Origin of the sequence: Massilia timonae CCUG 45783, from assembly GCF_000315425.1 — a bacterium.
Classification (GTDB): Bacteria; Pseudomonadota; Gammaproteobacteria; order Burkholderiales; family Burkholderiaceae_D; genus Telluria; species Telluria timonae.
Map to the genome: position 1 here is coordinate 221652 of NZ_JH992926.1, position 22537 is coordinate 244188.

Sequence of the window (22537 nt, forward strand, 5' to 3'; positions counted from 1 at the left end):
CGGCTCACTCCACGAACAGGGTTGCAGGGAACTCGAGGTAGCCGCGGATCGCCTGCACGAACTGGGCCGCCACCATGCCGTCGATTACGCGGTGGTCGAACGAGGACGACAGGTTCATCATCTTGCGCGCCACCATGGCGCCATCCCTGATCACCGGGCGGTCGACGATGCGGTTGACGCCGACGATCGCGACTTCGGGGCGGTTGATCACCGGCGTGGTGACGATGCCGCCCAGGGCGCCCAGGCTGGTGATCGTGATGGTGGAGCCGGTGAGTTCGTCGCGCGTGGCCTTGCCATTGCGGGCGGCGTCGGCCAGGCGCGCAATCTCGGCTGCGCTCGACCACGGGTCGCGCGACTCGGCGTGGCGCACCACCGGCACCATCAGGCCGTTGTCGGTCTGGGCCGCGATGCCGATATGGGCCGCGTCATAGGTGGTGAGCAGATTGCGCTCGTCGTCGTAGCGCGCGCTCATCATCGGGAACTCGCGCAGGGCCAGCACCACGGCGCGCATCAGCAGCGGCAGCAGGGTGAGTTTGCCGCGCTCCGCCCCGTAGCGGGCGTTGAGCTGCAGGCGCAGCGCTTCGAGTTCGGTGACGTCGACTTCTTCCACATAGGTGAAGTGCGGGATGTTGCGCTTGGCTTCCTGCATCTTCTCCGCGATCTTGCGGCGCAGGCCAATCACTTGCGTCGCATGTTCGCCATGCTGCTCGGCGTAGCGTTCATCGGGGCCGCCATTGGCCGCGCCGCCGCGGTGGCCGGCCACGTGGGCGTCGAGGTCGGCGTGGGTGATGCGGCCGGCCGGGCCGCTGCCGGCCACGAACTGCAGCTCGACGCCCAGGTCCCAGGCGCGCTGGCGCACGGCCGGCGCGGCCAGCGGTTTGTCGCCCTCGGCGCGCAGTAGCGGCGCGCTCCTGGAAACCGGCGCCGGCCGGGAGGCCGGGGCAGAGACAGGAGCAGAGGCGGACCCCGATGCTTCGTTGGCCGCCACGGCTTCGAGCTGCGGCTCGGCCACTTCTTCGGCTGGCGCGGCGGCGGCGGCGGCGGTGACCGGTTCCTGGCCGGCCCTGGGCGCGCCCTTGTCCTTCAGGTTGCCGGCTCCCTCGACCTCGAGGCGGATCAGTTCCGCGCCCACGGCGAGCGACTGGCCGATCGCGCCGCCCAGGCTCGTGATGGTGCCAGCGACCGGCGACGGGATCTCGACCGTCGCCTTGTCGGTCATGACGTCGGCCAGCACCTGGTCTTCTTTTACGACGTCGCCTGGCTGGACGTGCCAGGCCACCACTTCGACTTCGGCGATGCCTTCGCCGAGGTCGGGCATCTTGATGACGTGAATACCCATCGGATCAACCCTCCATCACGCGTTTCAGGGCCGCGCCGACACGGTCGGGCCCCGGGAAATAAGCCCATTCCTGCGCATGCGGATACGGGGTGTCCCAGCCGGCGACGCGCCCGATCGGCGCTTCGAGCTGGTAGAAGCAGTGCTCTTGCACCAGCGCCGCCAGTTCGGCGCCGAAGCCGCTGGTCTGGGTCGCTTCGTGCACGATCACGCAGCGGCCGGTCTTCTTGACCGAGGCGACGATGGTGCCCAAGTCGAGCGGCCAGATGCTGCGCAGGTCGATCACCTCGGCATCGACGCCGGACTCGCGCGCCGCCGCTTCGGCGACCCAGACCATGGTGCCGTAGGCCAGCACGGTGACGTCATTGCCGGGGCGGACGATGGCGGCTTTATCCAGGTCGACGGTGTAGTAACCCGTTGGGACTTCGCCCTTCGGATGGCCGGACCAGGGCACGACCGGACGGTCGTGGTGGCCGTCGAACGGGCCGTTGTAAAGACGTTTCGGTTCCAGGAAGATCACCGGATCGTCGTTCTCGATCGAGGCGATCAGCAGGCCCTTGGCGTCGTACGGGTTCGAGGGCATCACGGTGCGCAGGCCGCACACGTGGGTGAAGAAGGCTTCGGGGCTCTGGCTGTGGGTCTGGCCGCCGTAGATGCCGCCGCCGCAGGGCATGCGGATCACCATCGACGCCGTGAATTCGCCGGCCGAGCGATAGCGCAGGCGCGCCGCCTCGGACACGATCTGGTCGGTCGCCGGATAAAAATAGTCGGCGAACTGGATCTCGACCACCGGGCGCAGGCCATAGGCGGCCATGCCGACCGCGGTGCCGACGATGCCGCCTTCCGAGATCGGCGCGTCGAACACGCGCGACTTGCCGTATTTTGCTTGCAGCCCATCGGTGACGCGGAACACGCCGCCAAAGTAGCCGACGTCCTGGCCATACACCACGACGTTGTCGTCGCGTTCCATCATCACGTCCATGGCCGAGCGCAGGGCCTGGATCATGGTCATCGACATCGATGCGATGTCCTTGGGTTGATCGTCTCGTGCCATCCTCATACTCCCAACTGCTGACGCTGACGGCGCAGGTGCTCCGGCATGTCTTTATAAACGTCCTCGAACATGGTCGCGGCGCTCGGCGCGCGCTCGTCGCCCAGGGTGCCGTGGCTTTCGGCTTCCTTCTGCGCGGCCAGCACTTCGGCTTCGAGCTCGGCGTGCACGGCCTCGTGCTCGGCATCCGACCACCAGCCCAGATTCGTCAGGTACTGGCGCAGGCGCGCGATCGGGTCGCCCAGCGGGAAGCGGGCATAGTCGTCGGCCGGACGGTAGCGCGATGGATCGTCCGAGGTCGAGTGCGGGCCGCCGCGGTAGGTGACCCATTCGATCAGGGTCGGACCGAGATTGCTGCGCGCTCTTTCGGCGGCCCAGCGCGAGGCCGACAGCACGGCCAGGAAGTCGTTGCCGTCCACGCGCAGCGAGGCGATGCCGCTGCCGATGCCGCGGGTGGCGAAGGTCACGCTCTCGCCGCCGGCGATCGCCTGGAAGCTCGAGATCGCCCACTGGTTGTTGACCACGTTGAGGATGACCGGCGCGCGGTACACATGGGCAAAGGTGAGGGCGGTCGAGAAATCGGATTCGGCGGTGGCGCCGTCGCCGATCCAGGCCGACGCTATTTTCGTGTCGCCCTTGATGCTTGACGCCATGGCCCAGCCCACCGCTTGCGGGTACTGGGTGGCGAGGTTGCCGGAAATGGTGAAGAAGCCGGCCTCGCGCACCGAATACATCACGGGCAGCTGGCGGCCCTTGAGCGGATCGCGCTCGTTGGACAGCAGCTGGCAGATCATGTCGACCAGCGGTACCTGGCGCGCCATCAACAGGCTTTGCTGGCGGTAGGTCGGGAAATTCATGTCGCCGTCGCGCAGGGCGAGGGCGTGGGCGGTGCCGATCGCCTCTTCGCCGAGCGAGACCATGTAGAACGACATCTTCTTCTGGCGCTGGGCGATCACCATGCGCGCGTCGAAGATGCGGGTCTTCATCATGGTGCGCAAGCCGAAGCGCAGCAGCTCGCGGTCGGGTTCCTCGGCCCAGGGGCCGACGGCGTTGCCGTGCTCGTCGAGCACGCGGATCAGTTGTTGGGCGATGTCGCTTGTCTCCAATGGAGCGACATCGATCGGTGGACGCCGGACCGAACCGGCAGCGCTCACCTGGAGAAACGAAAAATCGGTCTTGCAGCCCGGGCGGCCGGTAGGCTCCGGTACGTGCAGCGACAGAGGATTGCTCTGGCTCATATTATGCTTTCCCTTTTGAGGTGTTTTGCAGCAAGAGGCATCATAGACCTTTACTTGACGTTTACGTCAACTGCGCGAAACTATTTTCATATTGCTGTGCACCATAGAAAGCCGCCATTGCTTGCCATTGCGGGTGGCGTTGCCTGGATTGGCGCGACTGCGGCGGTTCATGCGGCATGGGTGCGCCGCACAGCGCGCGGGTGCACGGATGACAATAGAGCATTGAGCGGGCAGGTCGTTGGGCTTGGCTAAACGGACGCAAGCATATGGGTGCCCGGGCGGCGTTTGGCCGCATTCGTCGCACCATCGTGCATTTCGTCGCAAACCGCATGCCGTGCAGAAGGGGCGGCGCTAGCATCGTGCATTCGCGATGAGCTGACCGACAGGACCATTGAAAGCACGCATGCATCCACGACTGCTGTCCAGGATTTCCCGATTTAGCCCGCTACTGGCGACCTTCCTCCTTGCCTGCGGGCCGGCGGCTGCGGCGGATGGCGCGCCGCAGCCCATCAGCGCGGCGCAGTTTCGCGAGGATATCGCCTTCGTCCGCGCCATGATCGCGCGCATGCATCCGGATCCCGGCTTCTCGACCGATCCGCCGGCCCTGCACCGCGCGCTCGACCGGATGGCGCACGAGGCGCCGCTCACGCTCACGCGCGACGAGGCCTGGCGGCGCCTGGCAGCGGTCAATGCGCTGCTGGCCGACGGTCACTTCTTGATCGGCTATCCGGACTGGCGCAAGGAAACGCGTGCGTGGCTGGCGCAGGGCGGCGGCCTGTTTCCGGTCGAGGTGAACGTCGATCCGGATGGCGCACTCCATCTGTCGACAGCGCCGGCCCGGGTGGTCTCGGTCAATGGCGTGGCCGCAGGGGAGCTCGTGTCGACCCTGTCGTCCATGGTGCACGGCGATACGCCGCGATTCCGGGCAAACCTGCTGGGCCAGCGCTGGTGGCTGTACTACTGGAAGCGGTTTGGCGCTCCCGAGACCTACGAACTGGTGCTGGAAGAGGAGGGTGTGCGGCGTACGGTCACCATGCCCGCTCGCCGCACGCTCCCGCACGTCCTGGAACAGGAGGCACGCCAGCCCTTCGATCTCGCGATCGACCGGGATGGCCGCGCAGTGCTGACGGTCGACACCTTCGGCCTGGCCGATCCCGCGCCATTCCTGGCGTTTACGCGTGACGCCTTCGCCCGCATCCGGGCGCAGGGTGTGACCAGCCTGGTGATCGACGTCAGCAAGAACGGTGGAGGCGACGACGTGGTGTGGCTGGACGGCTTGATGCCGTATCTGGCGACGCAACCCTACCGGACCGGCTCGAGCTATCGCGGCCTGGCGCGGGCCCCGGCGGGTGCGCCGGCCAAGCCCATGCAGGGAGAAATCGCGACCTGGCGCCAGCCGCAGCCGGATAATCCGCTGCGCTTCGCGGGCAAGACGTACGTACGGATCGGACCCGGCACCTATTCGTCCGCCATCCTGTTCGCCAACGTGATGCACGATTTCGGCTTCGCGACCCTGGTCGGCGCGGGCGGCGCCGCCAGGCGCTCGCAATCGGGCGGCATCCGCGACGTCGTCCTGCCGCACAGCGGCCTGGCGCTGACCCTGCCGCGCTTCATTCTGGACCCGCCTTCCGGTCGTGCGCCGGAGTCGCTTCTCGAGGAGAATGCGGCAGGTTCGGGCAACTAGCGGGTCTTGCGCCGCTCGCGCAGCCAGTAGCCCAGGCCAAGCACCGCCAGCCATACCGGAATGAGGAATACCGAGATGCGCAGGCCGGGCGTGAGCAGCATCACGACCAGCAGGATGGCGACGAATCCCAGGCAGACGTAATTCGACAGCGGGAACCAGGGGCTGCGAAAGCTCGTCTTCGCGCCGAGCTGGTCCTTGCTGCGTCGAAAACGCAGGTGGCTCCACGAGATCATGGCCCAGTTCAGGACCAGGGCGGTCGTGGCCAGCGTCATCACCATGCCCAGCGCCTCGCGCGGCAGGAAGTAATTGATCAGGATTGCCGACCCGGTCGCCACGGCCGACACGCCCAGCGCCACCAGCGGCACGCCGCGGCGGTTGGTGTACTTCAGCGACGCCGGCGCATTGCCCTGTTCGGCCAGGCCGAACAGCATGCGGCTGTTGGCATACACGCAGCCGTTATACACCGACAGCGCGGCGGTCAGCACGACCAGGTTGAGGACGTTGGCGACCCAGCCGCTGTCGAGCGCCTGGAAGATCAGGACGAAGGGGCTGCCGCCGGTGACCACCTTTTGCCACGGGTACAGCATCAGGAGCACGGCCAGCGCGCCGATGTAGAAGATCAGGATCCGGTACAGCGCGTTGTTGGTGGCGCGCGGGATCGTGCGCGCCGGGTCGTCGGCTTCGGCGGCGGTGATGCCGATCAGCTCCAGGCCGCCAAAGGAGAACATGATCACCGCCATCGCCATCGCGAGGCCGGCCACGCCGTGCGGGAAGAAGCCGCCGTGCTGCCACAGATTGGCCACGCCGGCCTCGGGGCCGGCGCCGCCGCCCACCAGCAGGTAGATGCCGAACACGATCATGCCGACCACCGCGACCACCTTGATCACGGCGAACCAGAATTCCATTTCGCCGAAGGCCTTCACGTTGAGCAGGCTGATGCAGTTGACCAGCACGAAGAAGCCGAGCGCCGAGACCCAGGTCGGCAGGTCCGGGAACCAGTACTGCATATAGATGCCGAGCGCGGTCAGCTCGGCCAGGCTGACGAGGATGTACATCACCCAGTAGTTCCAGCCCGAGACGAAGCCGGCCCAGCGCCCGCAATACTTGTCGGCGAAGTGGCTGAAGGAACCGGCCACCGGCTCGTCGACGATCATTTCGCCGAGCTGGCGCATGATCAGGAAGGCGACCGCGCCGGCGATCGCATAGCCCAGCAGCACCGAGGGGCCGGCCATCTGGATGGTGGAGGCGATGCCGAGGAACAGGCCGGTGCCGATGGCGCCGCCGAGGGCGATCAGCTGGATGTGGCGGTTCTTCAGCCCGCGCTTGAGTTCGTTGTGCCCGTCGGCCATGGTCCGTCTCGTGGTCTTGCCAGAAAGACAGGGATTCTACTGCATCCTTTGGGCCAGGCAAACCTGCGCCGCGAAGTGCGGGCTCGGGCTATGCTGGCGGCAACGGCATGTCGCCGATCACCAACGAGGAGAAACCATGCGCAAGATGATCATGATGGCCCTGGCCGGGCTGATCTGGAAACAGTTTCAAACGAAGGTAATGAAGCGTCCACCGGCGCCCAAGCGCACCTGGCGCTACTGATCCGTCGCGTTTAATCCGTCATACGCTGTGCGGCAGGCCGAGGTTGCGGTTTGCCGGCACGGCGACGTCCATCATGCGCGGGCGCGGCAGGTCGAGCGCGGCCATCAGCGCGATGAAGTCGTCGCGGCTGCGGTTGGCCAGGCGCGCATTGTGGCGCCGCTCCCAGCCGATGGTCGACACCGACTGGCCCTTGTAGTCGTGGCCCGGCCACACCCGCACGTGGTCGTCCAGGGCGAACAGCTTGCGCGTGACGCTGTCGTACAGGCTCTCCGAACTCCCGCTCTGGAAGTCGGTGCGGCCGCAGCCGTCGATGAGCAGGGTGTCGCCGGTGAACAGATTGCCGCGCCACAGATAGCACATGCTGCCGGCCGTGTGGCCGGGCGTGTGGATCACGGCGATGTGCTCGTGCAGGCCGAAGCGGACCTGGTCGCCATCTTGCAGCTGGACTTCGGCCGGCGGGATGTCGCAGCCGCTCGGCACGCAAGCCTTGGCTCCCGTCTGCGCGCGCAGGCGGCCGGCCGAGGTCACGTGGTCGGCATGGGCATGGGTTTCCAGCACGTGGGTCAGGCGCAGGCCGAGGCGCTCGACATGCGCCAGGTCGCGTGTGAAATGGCGGTCGACCGGGTCGATGATGACGGCATCAATGCTGCCCGGCGCGGCCAGAATATAGGTGAAGGTCGACGATTCGGCGTCGAACAGCTGGATCGGATTGACTTGCATGGATAGCTCCTCGGTTGCCGCGCTGTTGTACCACAAGTCGCCGGCGGCGGGTAGGCGCTTCAGGGCCGCAGGCTGGCCAGCTTGTCCTTCAGCGTCGCCTCCGACAGCTCGCCGACGTGACGCAGGCGCAGCTTGCCGTCGGCATCGTAGAACAGGGTGGTGGGATAGCCGGCGGCGCCGGTGCGCGCCGCGACCTGGCCGGCCGGATCGATCACGACGTTCTGCAGGCGCAGCTGCTGGGTGGCCAGGAAACGCCGCACCACCACGCTGGATTCGCCCTGGTTGACGAACACGAAGCCGATGTCCGGGTTGGCCTGCTGCGCCGCCTGCATGGCGGGCATCTCGCGCCGGCACGGTGGACACCAGGTGGCCCACAGGTTGACCACCAGCGGGCGCCCCGCCAGGCTTCGCAGCGGCACCTCGCTGCCGTCGAGCCGGCGCACCATCAGGTCGGGCATCGGCGGACGCGGCGGCGCCAGCGCCTGGGCCGCCACCAGCCCGCCGATCCAGACCGCGCCGCCGGCCAGCACGCTGGCCAGCAGCGGACGGCGCAATTCGGCGCGGCGCCGCGTCAGTTCGGCGCCGATCACGCAGGCGACGATCAGGCCGGCCACCGGCTCGAAGCCGCCGTCGCGGATGTCCAGCGCGCTCCATGGCGCCTTGAGGTAGATGTCGTGGTGCTTGAGGACGAACACGGCCCGCGCGGCGACGAAGCCCGCCACGATCATCCGCCACAGCACCGTGCCGGCGTCATGGCCGCGCCGGCGGCGCAACCAGTCGGCCGTGGTGGTCGCCGCCAGCAGGGCCAGCACGACCAGCGCCGCCGACAGCGGAATGATGAGGGGGCCGAGCCTGACGACGTCCATGCCGATCCTTGTGCGGTTCAAAGCATGAGTATACTTGGACGCCGGGCGCGGCGTGCGAGCGACTGATCAGGTCTCTTCTGCAACCGGTTCCGGCGCGGGCAGCTGCGCCACCAGGATGCGGTCGATGCGGTTGCCGTCCATGTCGACCACCTCGATCCGGTAGCCGTCCCATTCGAAGAACTCGGACGTCTTGGGGATGTAGCCGAACTGGTACAGCACGAAGCCGGCCAGTGTGTGGTATGCCCCGGTGCCTTCGTCCGGGAAGCGCACGTCGGTATTCATCAGGTCGCGGAAGCGGTCGAGGTCCACGCCGCCGTCGAGCAGCCAGCTGCCGTCCTGGCGCTGCACCGCGTCGGGATCGTTCTCTTCGCCGATCACGGTGACGTCGCCCACCAGGGCGCTCATCACGTCGGACAGGGTGACCATGCCCTGGATGTCGCCGTACTCGTCGACGATCAGGGCCAGTTCGGCGCGGTTCTTCTTGAACAGTTCGAGCAGCACCATCGCGCTCACGGTCTCGGGCACGAACAGCAGATCGGACACCGCATCCTCGATGTTCACCGCCTCGAGCGAGCCATGGCGCACCGACTGCGCCAGCAGGTCGCGCACCTTCACGTAGCCCAGGATCTGGGCGCGGTCGCCGCGGTACACGGGGAAGCGGCTGTAGGTGTGGCAGCTGATCAGCTCCAGGATGTCGCGCCGCTGGGCGTCGAGGTCGATCATGACCAGGTCGACCCGCGGCGTCATGAGCGCCTTCAGGTGGCGGTCGTCCAGGCGCAGCGCGCGCGAGACGATGTCGTACTCGGTCTTTTCGAACAGGCCGGCGTCGGTGCCTTCCTTGAACATGCCCGTGATGTCTTCCTCGGTCGGCGCTTCTTCCTTGGCGTCGTGGATGCCGAACAGGCGCACGATCGCCTCGGTGGTCAGCGACAGCACCTTGACGAACGGCGACATGATCACCGACAGCATGTTCAGCGGCGGGGCGATCAGGGTCGCCATCGTCTCCGGATGGCGCATCGCGATGCGCTTGGGCACCAGCTCGCCCAGGACGATGGAGAAGAAGGTGATCGCCAGCACCACCACGAACAGCGCGATCTCGTAGGCGTAGGGCGCCAGGAAGCCGATGGTCTCGATCTGCGGCGTCAGGCGCGACACCAGCGAGGCTTCGCCGAAGGCGCCGGTGAAGATGCCGATCAGGGTGATGCCCACCTGGACGGTGGACAGGAAGTGGCTGGGATTGTCGGCCAGCGCGATCGCGGTGCGGGCGCCGCGGCTGCCTTCTTCGGCGCGCCGTTCCAGGCGCATGCGCTTGGCCGAGACGAGCGCGAGTTCGCTCATCGCGAACACCCCGTTCAGCAGGATGAGAACGAGGATGATCAATATGTCTGACATGCTGGGCTCTTGCCCCATGACCGGTCGTGCCGGGCCGTGGCCGGGCAGGCCACCATGGCCTGCCCGCGAATCATGGCATAAATGACAAAATCCGGGAACACCGCTGCGTGCGCTGCGCGCTTCACTGCCGGCTCAAGGCTCCAGCCGGAAGTGCTTGCGGATGCCGGCCCAGCACTGCTGGTAATCGCCCTGCAGCTGGGGCGAGGCCAGCGCCTGCGCCGTCGGCGCCAGGGCGGCGCGGGTCTCGAACATGAAGGCCATGGTGTCGCCCACCTTGTGCGGACGGCTGGTATCCAGGCTGCTGGCCTTGTCGAAGGTGGCGGCGTCCGGGCCATGGCCGCTCATGCAGTTGTGGATGCTGGCGCCGCCCGGCACGAAGCCCTCGGCCTTGGCGTCGTAGGCGCCGTGGATCAGGCCCATGAATTCGCTGGCCACGTTGCGGTGGAACCAGGGCGGGCGGAAGGTGTCCTCGGCCGCCAGCCAGCGCGGCGGGAAGATCACGAAGTCGATCGTGTCCACGCCCGGCGTGTCCGACGGCGACTGCAGCACCAGGAAGATCGACGGATCGGGGTGGTCGTAGCTGATCGAGCCGATCGTATTGAAGTGGCGCAGGTCGTATTTATAAGGCGCGTAGTTGCCGTGCCAGGCCACGACGTCCAGCGGCGAGTGGCCGATCGGCGCGCGCCACAGGCGGCCGCCAAACTTGCTCACCAGTTCGAAGTCGCCTTCCAGGTCTTCGTAGCGCGCGCTCGGCGTCAGGAAGTCGCGCGGGTTGGCCAGGCCGTTGGAGCCGAGCGGGCCCAGGTCGGGCAAGCGCAGGAGGGCGCCGAAGTTCTCGCAGATATAGCCGCGCGCCGCGCCGTCGGGTAGCAGCACCTGGAAGCGCACGCCGCGCGGGATCACGGCGATTTCCTGCGGCTCCACCTCCAGCAGGCCCAGCTCGGTCGCGATCGACAGCCGGCCAGATTGTGGTACGAGCAACAATTCCCCGTCCGCGTTATAGAAATAGCGGCCATCCATGCCGCGATTGGCCGCGTACATATGGATGGCGCAGCCGCTCATCGACTCGGGCGAGCCGTTGCCGGCCATGGTCACCCAGCCGTCGATGAAATCGGTCGGAGCATGAGGCATCGGCAAAGGGCTCCAGCGCAGCTGGTTCGGCGGCACCGGCGTATCGAAACGGCCCACCAGGCGCGGGGCGTCCAGCGGCGCGAAGCTGCCGTGCACCGCCGCCGGACGGATGCGGTACAGCCACGAGCGCCGGTTATGGCTGCGCGGGGCGGTGAAGGCGGTGCCGGACAGCTGCTCGGCGTACAGGCCATAGGCCACGCGCTGCGGTGAATTGCGGTGCCGGGGCAGGGCGCCGGGCAGGGCTTCGGTGGCGAACTCGTTGCCGAAACCGCTCATGTAGGTTGACGGATGGCCGGGTTCGTGGCTCATGGGGTCTCCTGGACGGTGGATAGCATCTTCGATGGCGCCACTCTAGAATAATCCGCCATGTTTTACGAGATGAATAGATAAATGTAGACTATTCATTTCATCAATATTACTGTCGGGCGAGCACCGGGATGTGGACAATGCGTGTCACGCCGGTCCGGCCGGCAGCCCGGGAAATCCATGATCGAAGCACACGATATAGACCTGAACCTGCTCTCGGTGTTCCAGGAGGTATACAGGGAGCGCCAGATCTCGTCGGCCGCCCGGCGCCTGGGGCTGTCGCAGTCGGCCGTGAGCAATGCGCTGGCGCGGCTGCGGCGCAGCTTCGGCGACGAGCTGTTCGTGCGCACCGCAAGCGGCATGCAGCCCACGCCCCTGGCCAGCCAGATGGCCGAGCCGATCGGGGCGGCGATGGCGCAGGTAGCGCTGGCCCTGAACCAGCGCAGCCGCTTCGAGCCGGGCACCAGCAACCGCCGCTTCATGCTGGCCATGACCGACGTCGGCGAAGTGTATTTCATGCCGACGCTGATCGAGCGCTGCCGCCAGCTGGCGCCCCACGTCGAGATCAGCTCGGTGCGGGTGGGGACGCTGTCGCTCAAGGAAGAAATGGAAGGCGGGCGGGTCGACCTGGCGGTCGGGCCGTTCGAGGACGTGTCCGAGGCGCTGTACCAGCGCCACCTGTTCCGCCAGCCGTTCGTGGCCATGTTCCGCAAGGGGCACCCGCTGGCGCGGGGCGAACTGACCCTCGAGCGCTTCGCGCAAGCCGAGCATCTGCTGGTGGACGCGGCCGACAGTCCCTACGACCGGGTGAACGCGGCGCTGGCCAGGGCCGGGGTCGGACAGACAACGAAATTCCGGGTGCCGCATTTCACCGCGGTGCCGTATATCGTGAGCACGGGCGACCTGGTCGTGACGGTGCCGCAAAAACTGGCCGAGCGCGCGGCCGCGCCGTTCGGGCTCGACTGGGCGACGCCGCCGCTCGACCTGCCGCCGCTGCAGACGAATATTTTCTGGCACCGCCGCTTCAACCAGGATCCGGGCAACCAGTGGTTGCGCGGACTCCTGGCCGACGTGTTCGCGGAAACGTGAGTCAATAACAATGCTTAACTAAAGGAAGAGACAATGGCAGACCTGTTCGACAATCCGATGGGCCTGATGGGCTTCGAGTTCGTGGAGTTCGCATCGCCCACGCCGGGCGTGCTGGAGCCGGTGTTCGAGGCGCTGGGCTTCACCAGGGTGGCAACCCACCGCTCCAAGGACGTGGCCTTGTTCCGCCAGGGCGGCATCAACTTCATCGTCAACAACGAGCCGAAGAGCTATGCCGCGTATTTCGCGGCCGAGCACGGCCCGTCGGCCTGCGGCATGGCCTTCCGCGTCAAGGACGCCCACAAGGCTTATGCGCGCGCCCTGGAACTGGGCGCCCAGGCGGTCGAGATCCCGACCGGCCCCATGGAACTGCGCCTGCCGGCCATCAAGGGCATCGGCGGCGCGCCGCTGTACCTGATCGACCGCTTCGACGAGGGCAAGTCGATCTATGACATCGACTTCGAGTTCATCGACGGCGTCGACCGCAACCCGGAAGGCCATGGCCTGGCCATCATCGACCACCTGACCCACAACGTCTACCGCGGCCGCATGAGCTACTGGGCCGGATTCTACGAGAAGCTGTTCAACTTCCGCGAGATCCGCTACTTCGACATCAAGGGCGAATATACCGGCCTGACCTCGAAGGCGATGACGGCGCCGGACGGCAAGATCCGCATTCCGCTGAACGAAGAAGGCAAGGCCGGCGGCGGCCAGATCGAGGAATTCCTGATGCAGTTCAACGGCGAGGGCATCCAGCACATCGCGCTGCTGACCGACGACCTGATCGCCACCGTCGACAAGCTGCGCGCGGCCGGGGTGCCCTTGATGGCGCCGCCGCCGGACACCTATTACGAGATGCTCGACGAACGCATTCCGGGCCATGGCCAGGATGCCGAGGCGCTGAAGGTGCGCGGCCTGCTGCTGGACGGCGCCGTGAAGGACGGCCATGCGCGCCTGCTGGTGCAGATCTTCGGCGTGCCGCAACTGGGGCCGGTGTTCTTCGAGTTCATCCAGCGCAAGGGCGACGACGGCTTCGGCGAAGGCAACTTCAAGGCCTTGTTCGAGTCGATCGAGCGCGACCAGGTCAAGCGCGGCGCGATCGCCGGGGCGCAGGCGACGGCCGAAGCCTGACGCTTTGCGCGGCCGGCGTACGCACGCACGGCCGCGGGATTTGCTATCCTGTACACTTTTCGGCGGCCGGGTGCGCTACGCGGCCGCCGTCCTGCGTCAGGAGTAGAGGTATGCTGGCTGCGTTCGCGGTCCTGTTGTTGTTCCAGTGCCTGGGCGAAGGCATCGTATTCGTCTTCCATCTTCCCTTGCCGGGGCCGGTCGCCGGCATGCTGCTGTTGATGGCGGCGTTGCTGGTCATGCCGAAGTTGCAGGCGCTGGTCGAGGGGGCCGCCAACACGCTGCTGTCGCACCTGTCGCTGCTGTTCGTGCCGGCCGGCGTCGGCATCCTGGTCGCCGCCAGCAGCGGCAGCGGCCACTGGATCGCGATCCTGGCCTCGCTCGTGGTCAGCACCGTTCTGGCCCTGGCCGTGACCGGCCTGATCCTGCGCGGGATGGACAATCCAACCAGGGATGGCGATGCCTGATTTCGCCGAGTTCAGCCATTTCTGGGTCTATCTTTCCGCCTCGCCGCTCCTGGGCCTGACCATGACCCTGTGCGCCTACCTGGCGGCGCAGCGCATCTTCGCCTTGTGCAAGGCCTCGCCGCTGGCCAATCCGGTGGCGATCGCGGTCGCCCTGATCGTGGCGCTGCTGTGGCTCACCGGGATGTCCTACGAGCGCTATTTTGCCGGCGCCCAGTTCGTCCACTTTTTACTCGGCCCGGCCACCGTGGCGCTGGCGGTGCCGCTGGTACGCCAGCTGCCGCGCCTGCGCCGCGCCGCCTTGCCGCTGGGCGCCGCGCTGCTGGCCGGCAGCGTGACGGCCATCGTGTCGGCCGTGGTGGTGGCGCTGCTGCTCGGCGCGACGCCGGAGCTGGCATATACGCTGGGACCGAAATCGGCCACCTCGCCGATCGCGATGGCGGTGTCCGAGCGCCTGGGCGGCATCCCGGCGCTGACGGCCGCGCTGGTGATCGCGACCGGCATCTTCGGCGCGGTGTTCGGGCGCTACGTCTTCATGCTGCTGGGCGTGCGCTCGGACGCCGCCTGCGGCTTCGCGCTGGGCCTGGCCTCGCACGGCATCGGCACGGCGCGCGCCTTCCAGGTCAGCCCGGAGATGGGCGCCTTCGCCGGCCTGGCGATGGGCCTGAACGGCGCGCTGACCGCGCTGCTGGCCCCGTGGCTGGTGCCGCTCGTGATGGCCTGGATGTCCTGAGGCTACGCTGCGCCGCAACATCGGGCGTCGCGTTAAGCTCGCTCCATCAATCACGATGGAGCAGATCTTGACGACTTACAAGACGATCAGCCTCGCCATCCAGGGCGGGGGCACCTACGGCGCCTTTGGTTGGGGTGTGCTCGACCGGCTGCTGCAAGAGGACGACCTGCTCATCGACGCCCTGAGCGGCTCGAGCGCCGGCGCCATCAACGCGGTGGTGCTGGCCGACGGCTACGCGCGTGGCGGCGGCCGCGAGGGCGCGCGCCGCGCCCTCGACCGGTTCTGGCGCACCCTCGGCAGCGCGGCGGTCCTGAGTCCGCTGCAACGCACGCCGCTCGACCGCATGGCGCCCAAGTTTACGATGGAATTCTCGCCGGCTTACCACCTGCTGGAGATGATGGGGGCGCTGATGGGGCCGGTGCGCGAAGGTCCGCTCACCCTCAATCCTCTGCGTAACTTCCTGACCACCATGATCGATTTCGAGCGGGTGCGCGACTGCGAAGAACTGCAGTTGTTCATCGCCGCCACCAATGTGCGCACCGGAACCGGCAAGCTGTTCAGGCGCGAAGAAATGGACGTGCAGCGCCTGGTGGCCTCCGCCTGCCTGCCGACCGTATTCGCGGCGGTCGAGGTGGAAGGGGAGATGTACTGGGATGGCAGTTATGTCGCCAATCCGCCGCTGGATCCGCTGATGCGGCACTCGACCGCCAGCGACCTGATCATCATCCAGAACAACCCGATCGCGCGCAGCGACATGCCGACCAATATCGCCGACATCGCCAACCGCTCCAACGAAATCGCGTTCAACATCAGCTTCGTGCGCGAAGTCAGCGCGCTGCGTTACCTGAACGGCTTGCCCGACGAGGTCCGCGGGGCCGGGGCGGCGCCCAACAGCAAACACCTGCACCTCATCAGCGGCAACGAATTCCTGCAGGATCACGGCATCTCGGCCAAGATGAATGCCGAGATGCCCTTCCTTCAAATGCTGCACGACCGGGGCGTCGAGACCGCCGACCTTTGGCTCAGGGAGCAGGGCGCCCATCTCGGGGTCAAGTCGACGCTCGACCCGATGCCGGTGTTCTTCCCGGATCAGATCTGAATGTAAACACGCCGCCGGTCTTGCGAGCGGCGGCGTTATCAGTCAGCGCAACAGCCGATCAGGTATTCGCCGGCTGCGTCTTCCAGGTATTCTTCTTCGGCTTGAGCGCGAACGCCGCCAGCAGGGCGCCGGCCACGCCGACCACCATCGCCGCGGTGCTGCCCGAGAAGCCGACGAGGTGTTCCTTGGCCAGCTTGCCGGCCTTCGGTCCTACCAGCTGCATGCGGCGGCGCGTCATCTCGGCGCCCATCTCGGCCAGGCGCTGCTTGCCCAGGATCGCCTCGGCGTCCGGCAGCAGCTTGGTTTCTTCCTCCGCCACGTGGTGCATCACGTCGCGCATCAATTCCATCACCAGGTCGTCGTGGCGCGGATCGGAGCCCGAGGTGGCGCGCAGCTCGGCGATCAGGCGGCGCATTTCGTCGTGCTCGGGCTCGGCCTCGTGGATGAAGGGCTCGCTGCCGTCGCGTCGGCGCATCACCGGATAGAAGATCTCTTCCTCGAGCGTGGCGTGGATTTCCAGGCCGTCGCAGATGGTGTCGGCCAGCGCTTTCTTGACGGTCGGGCTCTTGTCCTTCGAGTACTGGTGGAAGGTGACCATCACGTGCGAGTGGTCGAAGCGGATCATGTCCGTAATGCTTGGGCTCAGTTGCTTGAGATTCATGGTAATACCCCCGTTCGTGATTGTTTGAACAATATGGTAGACCGGCCCCGCCACCGATGACTGTAGGAGCGCGTGCCGGAGGCGTGTCAGTGACCGGCCCACCCGGGCGCACGCATGAGACGGCAGATGGACTTGATTGGGAGATTGTTTATTTGGAATAACAGATTGTCACATTTGTCCTACAAGGACACGGGAGTGCTCCTGACGGTCAATCCACTGTCGACCTGAGAACATGGGGTCATTGCGCTACCGATCCCGGCGGTAGCCTATCCATTGGCAGTGCACGCAGGTCGCGTGGCTGCCGAGGTTGATACGAACCTTCCACTTCAATCGGAGATACCTGTCATGTTTGCACACAACAAGCGCTTGCAATATACAGTCCGTGTCAGCGAGCCGAACCCGGCCCTGGCGAACCTCATGCTCGAGCAGTTCGGCGGACCGCAGGGCGAGCTGGCCGCGGCCATGCGCTACTTTACCCAGGCTGTCGCCGAAGACGATCCAGGCCGCAAGGACATGCTGTTCGACATCGCGACCGAGGAGCTGAGCCACCTGGAGGTGATCGGCCACATCGTCGCCATGCTGAACAAGGGCGCCAAGGGCCGCCTGGCCGAAGCCATCGACACCGAGGCCGAAATGTACCGCGCCATTACCGGCCCGGGCAACGACAGCCACATCACGCAGGTGCTGTACGGCGCTGGCGCTCCGCTGACCAACTCGGCCGGCGTGCCATGGACCGCCGCCTACATCGACTCGATCACCGAGCCGACCGCCGACCTGCGCTCGAACATCGCCGCCGAGGCGCGCGCCAAGATCGTCTATGAGCGCCTGATCGCGCTGACCGACGACCCGGGCGTGAAAGAAGCGCTGGGCTTCCTGATGACGCGCGAAGTGGCGCACATGAAGTCGTTCGAGAAGGCGCTGTACGCGATGGAGCCGAACTTCCCACCGGGCAAAATGCCTGTGGTGCCGGCGTTCGCCAGCGTTTACTACAATATGTCGCAGGGCCCGGGCGAGGTGCGCGGCGCCTGGAACCAGGGCGCCGACTGGGACTTCATCAGCGACCGCGAGAAGCAGATGGCCGTCGACGGCGGCTCGGGCGAGGCCGAAGTGGCCCTGCCGACCGGCGACATCGACGTGCTCAAGCAGATGGCGATGCGCACCATGTCCGACCCCTCGGCCACGCCGCGTACCGGCTCCGAATTGGGCATGATGCAATCGGCAACTGGTGGTACGATGGGTGGATCGGGCGGTAATGCCATGGGCGACGCCAATGTCGGTTCCAAGGGCGGTCCGCTCGACGATACCGGTGTCGGCAACCCGATGGGCAGCGGCAAGCCGCTGAAGTAAACCCCGCCTCGTAGTACGGCCGCGCCGGCGGCCGCCCACGCGGGGAGCGGGGCGGCCTGGCGCGGTCTTTGACAGGAATATGCATGGATATCCAAACCGACAAGAGCAACCACCCTCGTGGCCTTCCGCGCTGGCTGACCCCACGCCGCGCCATCGGTTTCGGCATCTGCGCCATCGGCTTCCTCGTCCTGCTCGGCAGCATGATCGAGCAGATCATGAATGCCAATCCCAAGATGCTGGCGGCGCTGGCGGGCGGCAGCACGGCGGCGGCGGCGACCGCGCTGGGCACCCTGCCGGTCCTGTTCGCACAGAATTTCACCAAGCGCACCTACGATTGCTTCCTCGGCTTCGGCGCCGGCGTCATGCTCGGCGCCACCGCGTTTTCCCTCGTGATTCCCGCCCTGAGCGCCGCCAAGACGGCCGGCGCCGGCAACTGGGAATCGAGCCTCATGGTCGGCGCCGGCATCATGTTCGGCGCCGGCGCCATCCTGCTGCTCGGGCGCGCGGTGCGCACCGAGGGCATCCTGTCCAACGAGCCCGACAAGGTGTCGCCGCGGCGCGCATGGCTGTTCGTGTGGGCCGTGGCCCTGCACAACCTGCCCGAAGGCCTGGCGATCGGCGTGGCCTTCGCCGGCATCGACGTCGAGAAAGCCACCTCGCTGGCCACCGGCGTGTCGATCCAGGACGTGCCCGAAGGCCTGGTGGTGGCGCTCGCGCTGCACGCCGTCGGCTACAGCCGCCTGACCGCGGTCGCCATGGGCGTGGCCTCGGGCCTGGTCGAGCCGATCGCCGCAGTCTTCGGCGTGGCCCTGATCGGCATCTCGGCCGGCCTGCTGCCGTATGCGCTGGCCGCCGCCGCCGGCGCCATGCTGCTGGTGATCGTCAACGACGTGATCCCCGAATCGCGCCAGTCGGGCAACGGCACCCAGGCCAGCATTGCGCTGATCTTCGGCTTCATCCTGATGACGGTGCTCGACACGGCGCTGTCGTGAGATCCGGCGACCGTTGACCGCTGTAGTGGGATGGTCGTAGGATAAAGATCATCCCATCCCTGCAAGCACGGCATGACCATCCCATCCAAACGGGAACAAACCCATCAGCGCATCCTCGAGGTCGCGGCGCGCGCGCTGCGGCGCAACGGTTTCGCGGGCGTCGGCGTGGCCGAGGTCATGAAGGGCGCCGGCCTGACCCACGGCGGCTTTTATGCCCACTTCGACTCGCGCGAGGCGCTGCTGGTCGAGGCGCTCGAGCATGCCGATGCGGCGTCCACGGACAATCTCGATCGCCGCACAGCTGCCTTGCGCGCGGACGGCGCCAGCCCGCTGGCCGCGCTGGTCACGGCCTACCTGTCCGAAGAACACCTGGCTGCCCGTGAGTCGGGCCTGGGCTGCGTGGTCGGCGCGCTCGGCTCGGAAATGGCGCGCCAGGAAGCGCCGCTGCGCGAGGTCGCGCGCAGCCGCATCGAGCGGCTGGTGCGGCAGGTCCAGGCGGCGCTGGAAGAAGAAGGGCGCACCGACGCCGCTGGCCAGGCCCTGGCGTTGGCCGGCGCGATGGTCGGCGCCCTGCAGATCGCGCGCACCTTCGGCCCCGACCCGCAGGGCGGTGCGATGCTGGCGGCCAGTCGACAAGCCTTGCTGGCCCAGTACCGGCGCTAGCGTCGCCAAATCCAGCCCTGTCAGTACGCAGCCCATTTTTCTGGACTAGAATATGATGATCGTCATATTCGATGGCGCGACCAACCAGAAAGGGATAGCCATGCAACTCGACAATGCCACCGTCCTCGTCACCGGCGCCAACCGTGGCCTGGGCCTCGAATTCGCGCGCCAGGCGCTGGCGCGCGGCGCCAGGAAGGTCTATGTGGGGGCGCGCGATCCCGCCAGTGTCACCCTGGCCGGCGTGACCCCGGTCCGGCTCGACGTCACCGATCCAGGTAGCGTGGCGGCGGCGGCGCGCGAGCTGGGCGACGTCGGCCTGGTCATCAACAACGCCGGCATCGCCCATTTCCAGCAGGTGCTGGCCGATGGCGTCGAGGACGCGCTGCGGGCGATGCTGGAGACGAATGTCTTTGGCATCCTGGGCATGAGCCGGGCTTTCGCGCCCGTGCTGGGCCGCAATGGCGGGGGCGCCCTCCTGAACGTGCTGTCGGTGGCGAGCTGGATCAGTTCGCCGATGCTGGCGGCCTACGGGGTTTCGAAGTCGGCGGCCTGGGGGCTGACCAATGCGCTGCGCAACGAGTTGCGCGGGCAGGGCACGCAGGTGCTGGCCCTGCACGTGGGCTTCATCGACACCGACCTGACGCGCGACATTGCATTGCCCAAGCTGGCCCCGGCCACCGTGGTGGAGCGCGGCTACGCGGCGCTGGAGGAGGGCGCCGACGAAGTCATGATCGACGAACTCACCCAGGCGGTGAAGGCCGGGCTGTCGCGCGTTCCAGGCATCTACACCGAAGAGGTCAGGCGCAACAATGCGTGAGTAATGCACGGTCCGGCGCCGGCTATACTCGGGCCATATGCCCCGAGCCCGACCACCGCGCCACGATGCGAACAGCCGCCTGGAGGGTCTTGCCCTCACGCTGTTGCTCCATGCGGCGCTGGTGGCCGGCTGGCAGCAGGCGCGCAAGATGCGGCTGCCCGTGCAGGGCGAGCCGGAGTTCGTCCAGTGGGTACGGGTGGCGCCGCGCCTGCCGGAGGCGGCGGTGGCCGAAATCATCCCTGACCGGCCGCGCGCGCATGCCGCGCCACGACCCATGGCATCTTCCGCGCCGCCTGCGCCGGCACGAGAAGCGATTGCGGCCCCCGTTCCGGCCGAGGCCGTGGCTGCGCCGGCACCGACTACAGAGCCGGCTGCCGGCACTGCGCGCCGGATGATCGAGCAAGCCATGCGCGACGCCGGCGCCATGGACCGCGCCGTGCGCAAGGACAGCAAGCCGACCATCGTCGCGCCGCCGGACAGCCCGCAGATCCGCATGGCGAACAAATTCAGGGAAGCCGCCGCGCTGGCGCCGAACAAGTGGTACGAGGCGCCCAAGATCGTGGAACTGGTCAACGACGGCGGCGATGGGGCGCGCCGTTTTCGCGTCCTGACGGCGCTCGGCATCTATTGCATCACCGAGCGCTCGCCGGCCACCAGCATCGACATGATCGAAAAGCACGGCAAGCAGCGGATCACGAACTGCGGCCACGAGCACGAGCAGCCGGCCAATCCCCAGGAATGGCGTACGGCGCGCGACTGAGTCGCTCCGCGATGCGCCCCCATAAAAAAACGACGGCCCCGCAGGGCCGCCGTCATATCACGTCAAGCGACAGGCATCAGTCGCGAATCTCCAGCTTGCGGTTCAGGCTCAGCGCCGCCAGCGAGACGACCGCGCCCGACAGCAGGTACAGGCTGACGTAGCCCAGGCCGAAGTGGGCCGACAGGCCGAGGGCGACCAGCGGTGCGAAGGCCGCGCCGACCAGCCATGCCAGGTCGGACGTCAGGGCCGCGCCGGTGTAGCGGAAACCCTTCTGGAAGTTCGAGGTGGTGGCGCCCGCCGCCTGGCCGTAGGAGAAGCCGAGCAGGGTGAAGCCGATCAGGATGAAGGCGTTCTGGCCGCCGGTGCCGCTATTGATCAGGAACGGGATCGAGGCCGAATACAGGGCGATCAGCGCCGCCGCGGTGCCGAGGGTGGTGCGGCGACCGAGCTTGTCGGCGACGATGCCCGAGATCAGCATGGCGACCGCTGCGAGACCGGCGCCCCACATCTGGATGTGCAGGAACTCGTCCATCGGACGGGTATCGTAGAGCTGGATCCACGACAGCGGGAACACGGTCACCAGGTGGAACAGGGCGTAGCTGGCCAGGGCAGCCATGGCGCCGATGGCGATATTGCTGCCTTGCTTGCTCACCAGTTCGCCGACCGGGGCCGGATCGAGGTGGTGCGAGTCGAGCAGGCGCGAGTACTCGGGCGTGCTGGCCAGGCGCAGGCGGGCGAAGGTGCCGACCACGTTGATGGCGAAGGCCACGAAGAACGGGAAGCGCCAGCCCCAGGTCAGGAAGTCTTCTTCGGCCGTATAGGTGATCAGGAAGGCGAAGATGCCGGCCGCGATCACGAAGCCAAGCGGTGCGCTCAATTGTCCGAGCATCGCGTACCATCCGCGCTTGTTCTCGGGTGCGCTGAGCGCCAGCAGCGACGGCAGCCCATCCCACGAACCGCCCTGGGCGAAACCCTGGGCGATACGCAGGCCCGCCAGCAGGATGATCGCGGTGGCGCCGATTTCACTATAGCTCGGGAGCATGGCGATGACGACGGTGCTGGTACCCATCATGAGCAGCGAGATGCCGAGTTTCATGTCGCGGCTCCAGCGCTTCTGGATCGCCATGAACACGACCGTGCCGATCGGGCGTGCGATGAAGGCGAGGGCGAAGATGGCGAAGGAATACAGCGTGGCGTCGAGCCGGTCGGCCCATGGGAAGAAAATGGCAGGGAAGACGAGCGCCGACGCGATTGCGTACGTGAAGAACTCGAAGTATTCCGCCGCACGGCCGATGACCACGCCGACGGCGATGTCGCCGGGACTGACGTGGGCATCCCGGGCATTGATGTTGCGAGCCCCGCTGTGCGGGTGTGTGATTGGAGCGGCCCCTGCGCCGCCGTACGTCGTCGTGCTTTGCATATTGTGTTCTCCAGAGAAGTCGACGGTCGCCACTGTTGTTGAAATTACATTTC

The 22537-nt window shown here is 67.0% G+C and carries 21 protein-coding genes; 11 read left to right on the plus strand and 10 right to left on the minus strand.

Features of this window, described 5'->3' with window-relative positions; genetic code table 11:
• Positions 1-4 precede the first annotated feature (4 nt).
• From HMPREF9710_RS23765 to HMPREF9710_RS23775, 3 genes are read right to left on the minus strand one after another with little or no spacing between them, the layout of a single operon-like run.
• On the minus strand, positions 5-1339 hold the full coding sequence (locus tag HMPREF9710_RS23765) for a dihydrolipoamide acetyltransferase family protein (RefSeq protein WP_005670710.1): 1335 nt from the start codon (positions 1337-1339) through the stop codon (positions 5-7).
• Between the two features lie 4 nt (positions 1340-1343).
• Positions 1344-2354 (minus strand): alpha-ketoacid dehydrogenase subunit beta, encoded by a 1011-nt coding sequence (locus HMPREF9710_RS23770; RefSeq protein ID WP_005670712.1) that lies wholly within the window; start codon positions 2352-2354, stop codon positions 1344-1346.
• 38 nt (positions 2355-2392) lie between these two features.
• Positions 2393-3625: a 3-methyl-2-oxobutanoate dehydrogenase (2-methylpropanoyl-transferring) subunit alpha gene (locus tag HMPREF9710_RS23775; protein ID WP_005670714.1), complete on the minus strand. Its 1233-nt coding sequence runs from the start codon at positions 3623-3625 to the stop codon at positions 2393-2395.
• 403 nt (positions 3626-4028) lie between these two features.
• Between HMPREF9710_RS23775 and HMPREF9710_RS23780 the strand changes: the two genes are divergently transcribed.
• Complete coding sequence (locus tag HMPREF9710_RS23780) at positions 4029-5309, plus strand: S41 family peptidase (protein ID WP_051205181.1); 1281 nt, start codon at positions 4029-4031, stop codon at positions 5307-5309.
• On the opposite strand, the gene HMPREF9710_RS23785 is transcribed toward HMPREF9710_RS23780, so the two are convergent.
• The 5 genes from HMPREF9710_RS23785 to hmgA all read right to left on the minus strand — a co-directional run bounded on the left by HMPREF9710_RS23785 (position 5306) and on the right by hmgA (position 11317).
• Complete coding sequence (locus tag HMPREF9710_RS23785) at positions 5306-6658, minus strand: amino acid permease (protein WP_005670717.1); 1353 nt, start codon at positions 6656-6658, stop codon at positions 5306-5308. The two genes, HMPREF9710_RS23780 and HMPREF9710_RS23785, sit on opposite strands and share 4 nt — an antisense overlap.
• Before the next feature lie 259 nt (positions 6659-6917).
• Complete coding sequence (locus HMPREF9710_RS23790; protein WP_005670722.1) at positions 6918-7619, minus strand: MBL fold metallo-hydrolase; 702 nt, start codon at positions 7617-7619, stop codon at positions 6918-6920.
• A gap of 59 nt (positions 7620-7678) precedes the next feature.
• Positions 7679-8485 (minus strand): TlpA disulfide reductase family protein, encoded by an 807-nt coding sequence (locus HMPREF9710_RS23795; protein WP_005670724.1) that lies wholly within the window; start codon positions 8483-8485, stop codon positions 7679-7681.
• A 66-nt stretch (positions 8486-8551) separates the two neighbouring features.
• Positions 8552-9877, minus strand: coding sequence for a hemolysin family protein (locus HMPREF9710_RS23800; protein ID WP_005670726.1), 1326 nt, complete (start codon positions 9875-9877; stop codon positions 8552-8554).
• A gap of 132 nt (positions 9878-10009) precedes the next feature.
• Entirely contained in the window at positions 10010-11317 is a 1308-nt protein-coding gene (gene hmgA / locus HMPREF9710_RS23805; RefSeq protein WP_005670727.1) for a homogentisate 1,2-dioxygenase, read from the minus strand.
• A gap of 177 nt (positions 11318-11494) precedes the next feature.
• On the opposite strand from hmgA, the gene HMPREF9710_RS23810 reads away from it, so the two are divergent.
• The 5 genes from HMPREF9710_RS23810 to HMPREF9710_RS23830 all read left to right on the plus strand — a co-directional run bounded on the left by HMPREF9710_RS23810 (position 11495) and on the right by HMPREF9710_RS23830 (position 15824).
• Positions 11495-12403 carry a LysR family transcriptional regulator gene (locus HMPREF9710_RS23810; RefSeq protein WP_005670729.1) on the plus strand — a complete coding sequence of 303 codons (909 nt, stop codon included), beginning with the start codon at positions 11495-11497 and terminating at the stop codon, positions 12401-12403.
• Positions 12404-12436: 33 nt separating this feature from the next.
• Positions 12437-13531, plus strand: coding sequence for a 4-hydroxyphenylpyruvate dioxygenase (gene hppD, locus HMPREF9710_RS23815; RefSeq protein WP_005670732.1), 1095 nt, complete (start codon positions 12437-12439; stop codon positions 13529-13531).
• 110 nt (positions 13532-13641) lie between these two features.
• Entirely contained in the window at positions 13642-13995 is a 354-nt protein-coding gene (locus tag HMPREF9710_RS23820; protein ID WP_005670734.1) for a CidA/LrgA family protein, read from the plus strand.
• On the plus strand, positions 13988-14725 hold the full coding sequence (locus tag HMPREF9710_RS23825) for an LrgB family protein (protein ID WP_005670736.1): 738 nt from the start codon (positions 13988-13990) through the stop codon (positions 14723-14725). Before HMPREF9710_RS23820 ends, HMPREF9710_RS23825 begins: the two co-directional genes overlap by 8 nt.
• A gap of 67 nt (positions 14726-14792) precedes the next feature.
• Positions 14793-15824, plus strand: a complete 1032-nt coding sequence (locus HMPREF9710_RS23830; RefSeq protein ID WP_157225730.1) for a patatin-like phospholipase family protein — start codon at positions 14793-14795, stop codon at positions 15822-15824.
• A gap of 58 nt (positions 15825-15882) precedes the next feature.
• On the opposite strand, the gene HMPREF9710_RS23835 is transcribed toward HMPREF9710_RS23830, so the two are convergent.
• A complete protein-coding gene (locus tag HMPREF9710_RS23835) occupies positions 15883-16485 on the minus strand; it encodes a hemerythrin domain-containing protein (protein ID WP_005670741.1) in 603 nt (200 codons plus the stop codon).
• A 345-nt stretch (positions 16486-16830) separates the two neighbouring features.
• Between HMPREF9710_RS23835 and HMPREF9710_RS23840 the strand changes: the two genes are divergently transcribed.
• The 5 genes from HMPREF9710_RS23840 (at position 16831) to HMPREF9710_RS23860 (ending at position 21064) form a co-directional block, all read left to right on the plus strand.
• Positions 16831-17832: a manganese catalase family protein gene (locus HMPREF9710_RS23840; RefSeq protein ID WP_005670742.1), complete on the plus strand. Its 1002-nt coding sequence runs from the start codon at positions 16831-16833 to the stop codon at positions 17830-17832.
• 83 nt (positions 17833-17915) lie between these two features.
• Positions 17916-18824 (plus strand): ZIP family metal transporter, encoded by a 909-nt coding sequence (locus HMPREF9710_RS23845; RefSeq protein ID WP_005670744.1) that lies wholly within the window; start codon positions 17916-17918, stop codon positions 18822-18824.
• 72 nt (positions 18825-18896) lie between these two features.
• On the plus strand, positions 18897-19487 hold the full coding sequence (locus tag HMPREF9710_RS23850) for a TetR/AcrR family transcriptional regulator (protein ID WP_005670746.1): 591 nt from the start codon (positions 18897-18899) through the stop codon (positions 19485-19487).
• Between the two features lie 100 nt (positions 19488-19587).
• On the plus strand, positions 19588-20304 hold the full coding sequence (locus tag HMPREF9710_RS23855; protein ID WP_040778302.1) for an SDR family oxidoreductase: 717 nt from the start codon (positions 19588-19590) through the stop codon (positions 20302-20304).
• 37 nt (positions 20305-20341) lie between these two features.
• Entirely contained in the window at positions 20342-21064 is a 723-nt protein-coding gene (locus HMPREF9710_RS23860) for a hypothetical protein (RefSeq protein ID WP_157225731.1), read from the plus strand.
• Positions 21065-21140: 76 nt separating this feature from the next.
• Here the strand turns inward: HMPREF9710_RS23860 and HMPREF9710_RS23865 are convergent, their stop codons facing one another.
• Positions 21141-22484 (minus strand): MFS transporter, encoded by a 1344-nt coding sequence (locus tag HMPREF9710_RS23865; protein ID WP_005670752.1) that lies wholly within the window; start codon positions 22482-22484, stop codon positions 21141-21143.
• Between the last annotated feature and the right edge of the window lie 53 nt (positions 22485-22537).

Coding starts and splice junctions, on each gene's coding strand:
- HMPREF9710_RS23765 (WP_005670710.1), bottom strand. CDS start 1,339: ATGGGTATTCACGTCATCAAGATGCCCGACCTCGGCGAAGGCATCGCC.
- HMPREF9710_RS23770 (WP_005670712.1), bottom strand. CDS start 2,354: ATGTCGATGACCATGATCCAGGCCCTGCGCTCGGCCATGGACGTGATG.
- HMPREF9710_RS23775 (WP_005670714.1), bottom strand. CDS start 3,625: ATGAGCCAGAGCAATCCTCTGTCGCTGCACGTACCGGAGCCTACCGGC.
- HMPREF9710_RS23780 (WP_051205181.1), top strand. CDS start 4,029: ATGCATCCACGACTGCTGTCCAGGATTTCCCGATTTAGCCCGCTACTG.
- HMPREF9710_RS23785 (WP_005670717.1), bottom strand. CDS start 6,658: ATGGCCGACGGGCACAACGAACTCAAGCGCGGGCTGAAGAACCGCCAC.
- HMPREF9710_RS23790 (WP_005670722.1), bottom strand. CDS start 7,619: ATGCAAGTCAATCCGATCCAGCTGTTCGACGCCGAATCGTCGACCTTC.
- HMPREF9710_RS23795 (WP_005670724.1), bottom strand. CDS start 8,485: ATGGACGTCGTCAGGCTCGGCCCCCTCATCATTCCGCTGTCGGCGGCG.
- HMPREF9710_RS23800 (WP_005670726.1), bottom strand. CDS start 9,877: ATGTCAGACATATTGATCATCCTCGTTCTCATCCTGCTGAACGGGGTG.
- hmgA (WP_005670727.1), bottom strand. CDS start 11,317: ATGAGCCACGAACCCGGCCATCCGTCAACCTACATGAGCGGTTTCGGC.
- HMPREF9710_RS23810 (WP_005670729.1), top strand. CDS start 11,495: ATGATCGAAGCACACGATATAGACCTGAACCTGCTCTCGGTGTTCCAG.
- hppD (WP_005670732.1), top strand. CDS start 12,437: ATGGCAGACCTGTTCGACAATCCGATGGGCCTGATGGGCTTCGAGTTC.
- HMPREF9710_RS23820 (WP_005670734.1), top strand. CDS start 13,642: ATGCTGGCTGCGTTCGCGGTCCTGTTGTTGTTCCAGTGCCTGGGCGAA.
- HMPREF9710_RS23825 (WP_005670736.1), top strand. CDS start 13,988: ATGCCTGATTTCGCCGAGTTCAGCCATTTCTGGGTCTATCTTTCCGCC.
- HMPREF9710_RS23835 (WP_005670741.1), bottom strand. CDS start 16,485: ATGAATCTCAAGCAACTGAGCCCAAGCATTACGGACATGATCCGCTTC.
- HMPREF9710_RS23840 (WP_005670742.1), top strand. CDS start 16,831: ATGTTTGCACACAACAAGCGCTTGCAATATACAGTCCGTGTCAGCGAG.
- HMPREF9710_RS23845 (WP_005670744.1), top strand. CDS start 17,916: ATGGATATCCAAACCGACAAGAGCAACCACCCTCGTGGCCTTCCGCGC.
- HMPREF9710_RS23850 (WP_005670746.1), top strand. CDS start 18,897: ATGACCATCCCATCCAAACGGGAACAAACCCATCAGCGCATCCTCGAG.
- HMPREF9710_RS23855 (WP_040778302.1), top strand. CDS start 19,588: ATGCAACTCGACAATGCCACCGTCCTCGTCACCGGCGCCAACCGTGGC.
- HMPREF9710_RS23860 (WP_157225731.1), top strand. CDS start 20,342: ATGCCCCGAGCCCGACCACCGCGCCACGATGCGAACAGCCGCCTGGAG.
- HMPREF9710_RS23865 (WP_005670752.1), bottom strand. CDS start 22,484: ATGCAAAGCACGACGACGTACGGCGGCGCAGGGGCCGCTCCAATCACA.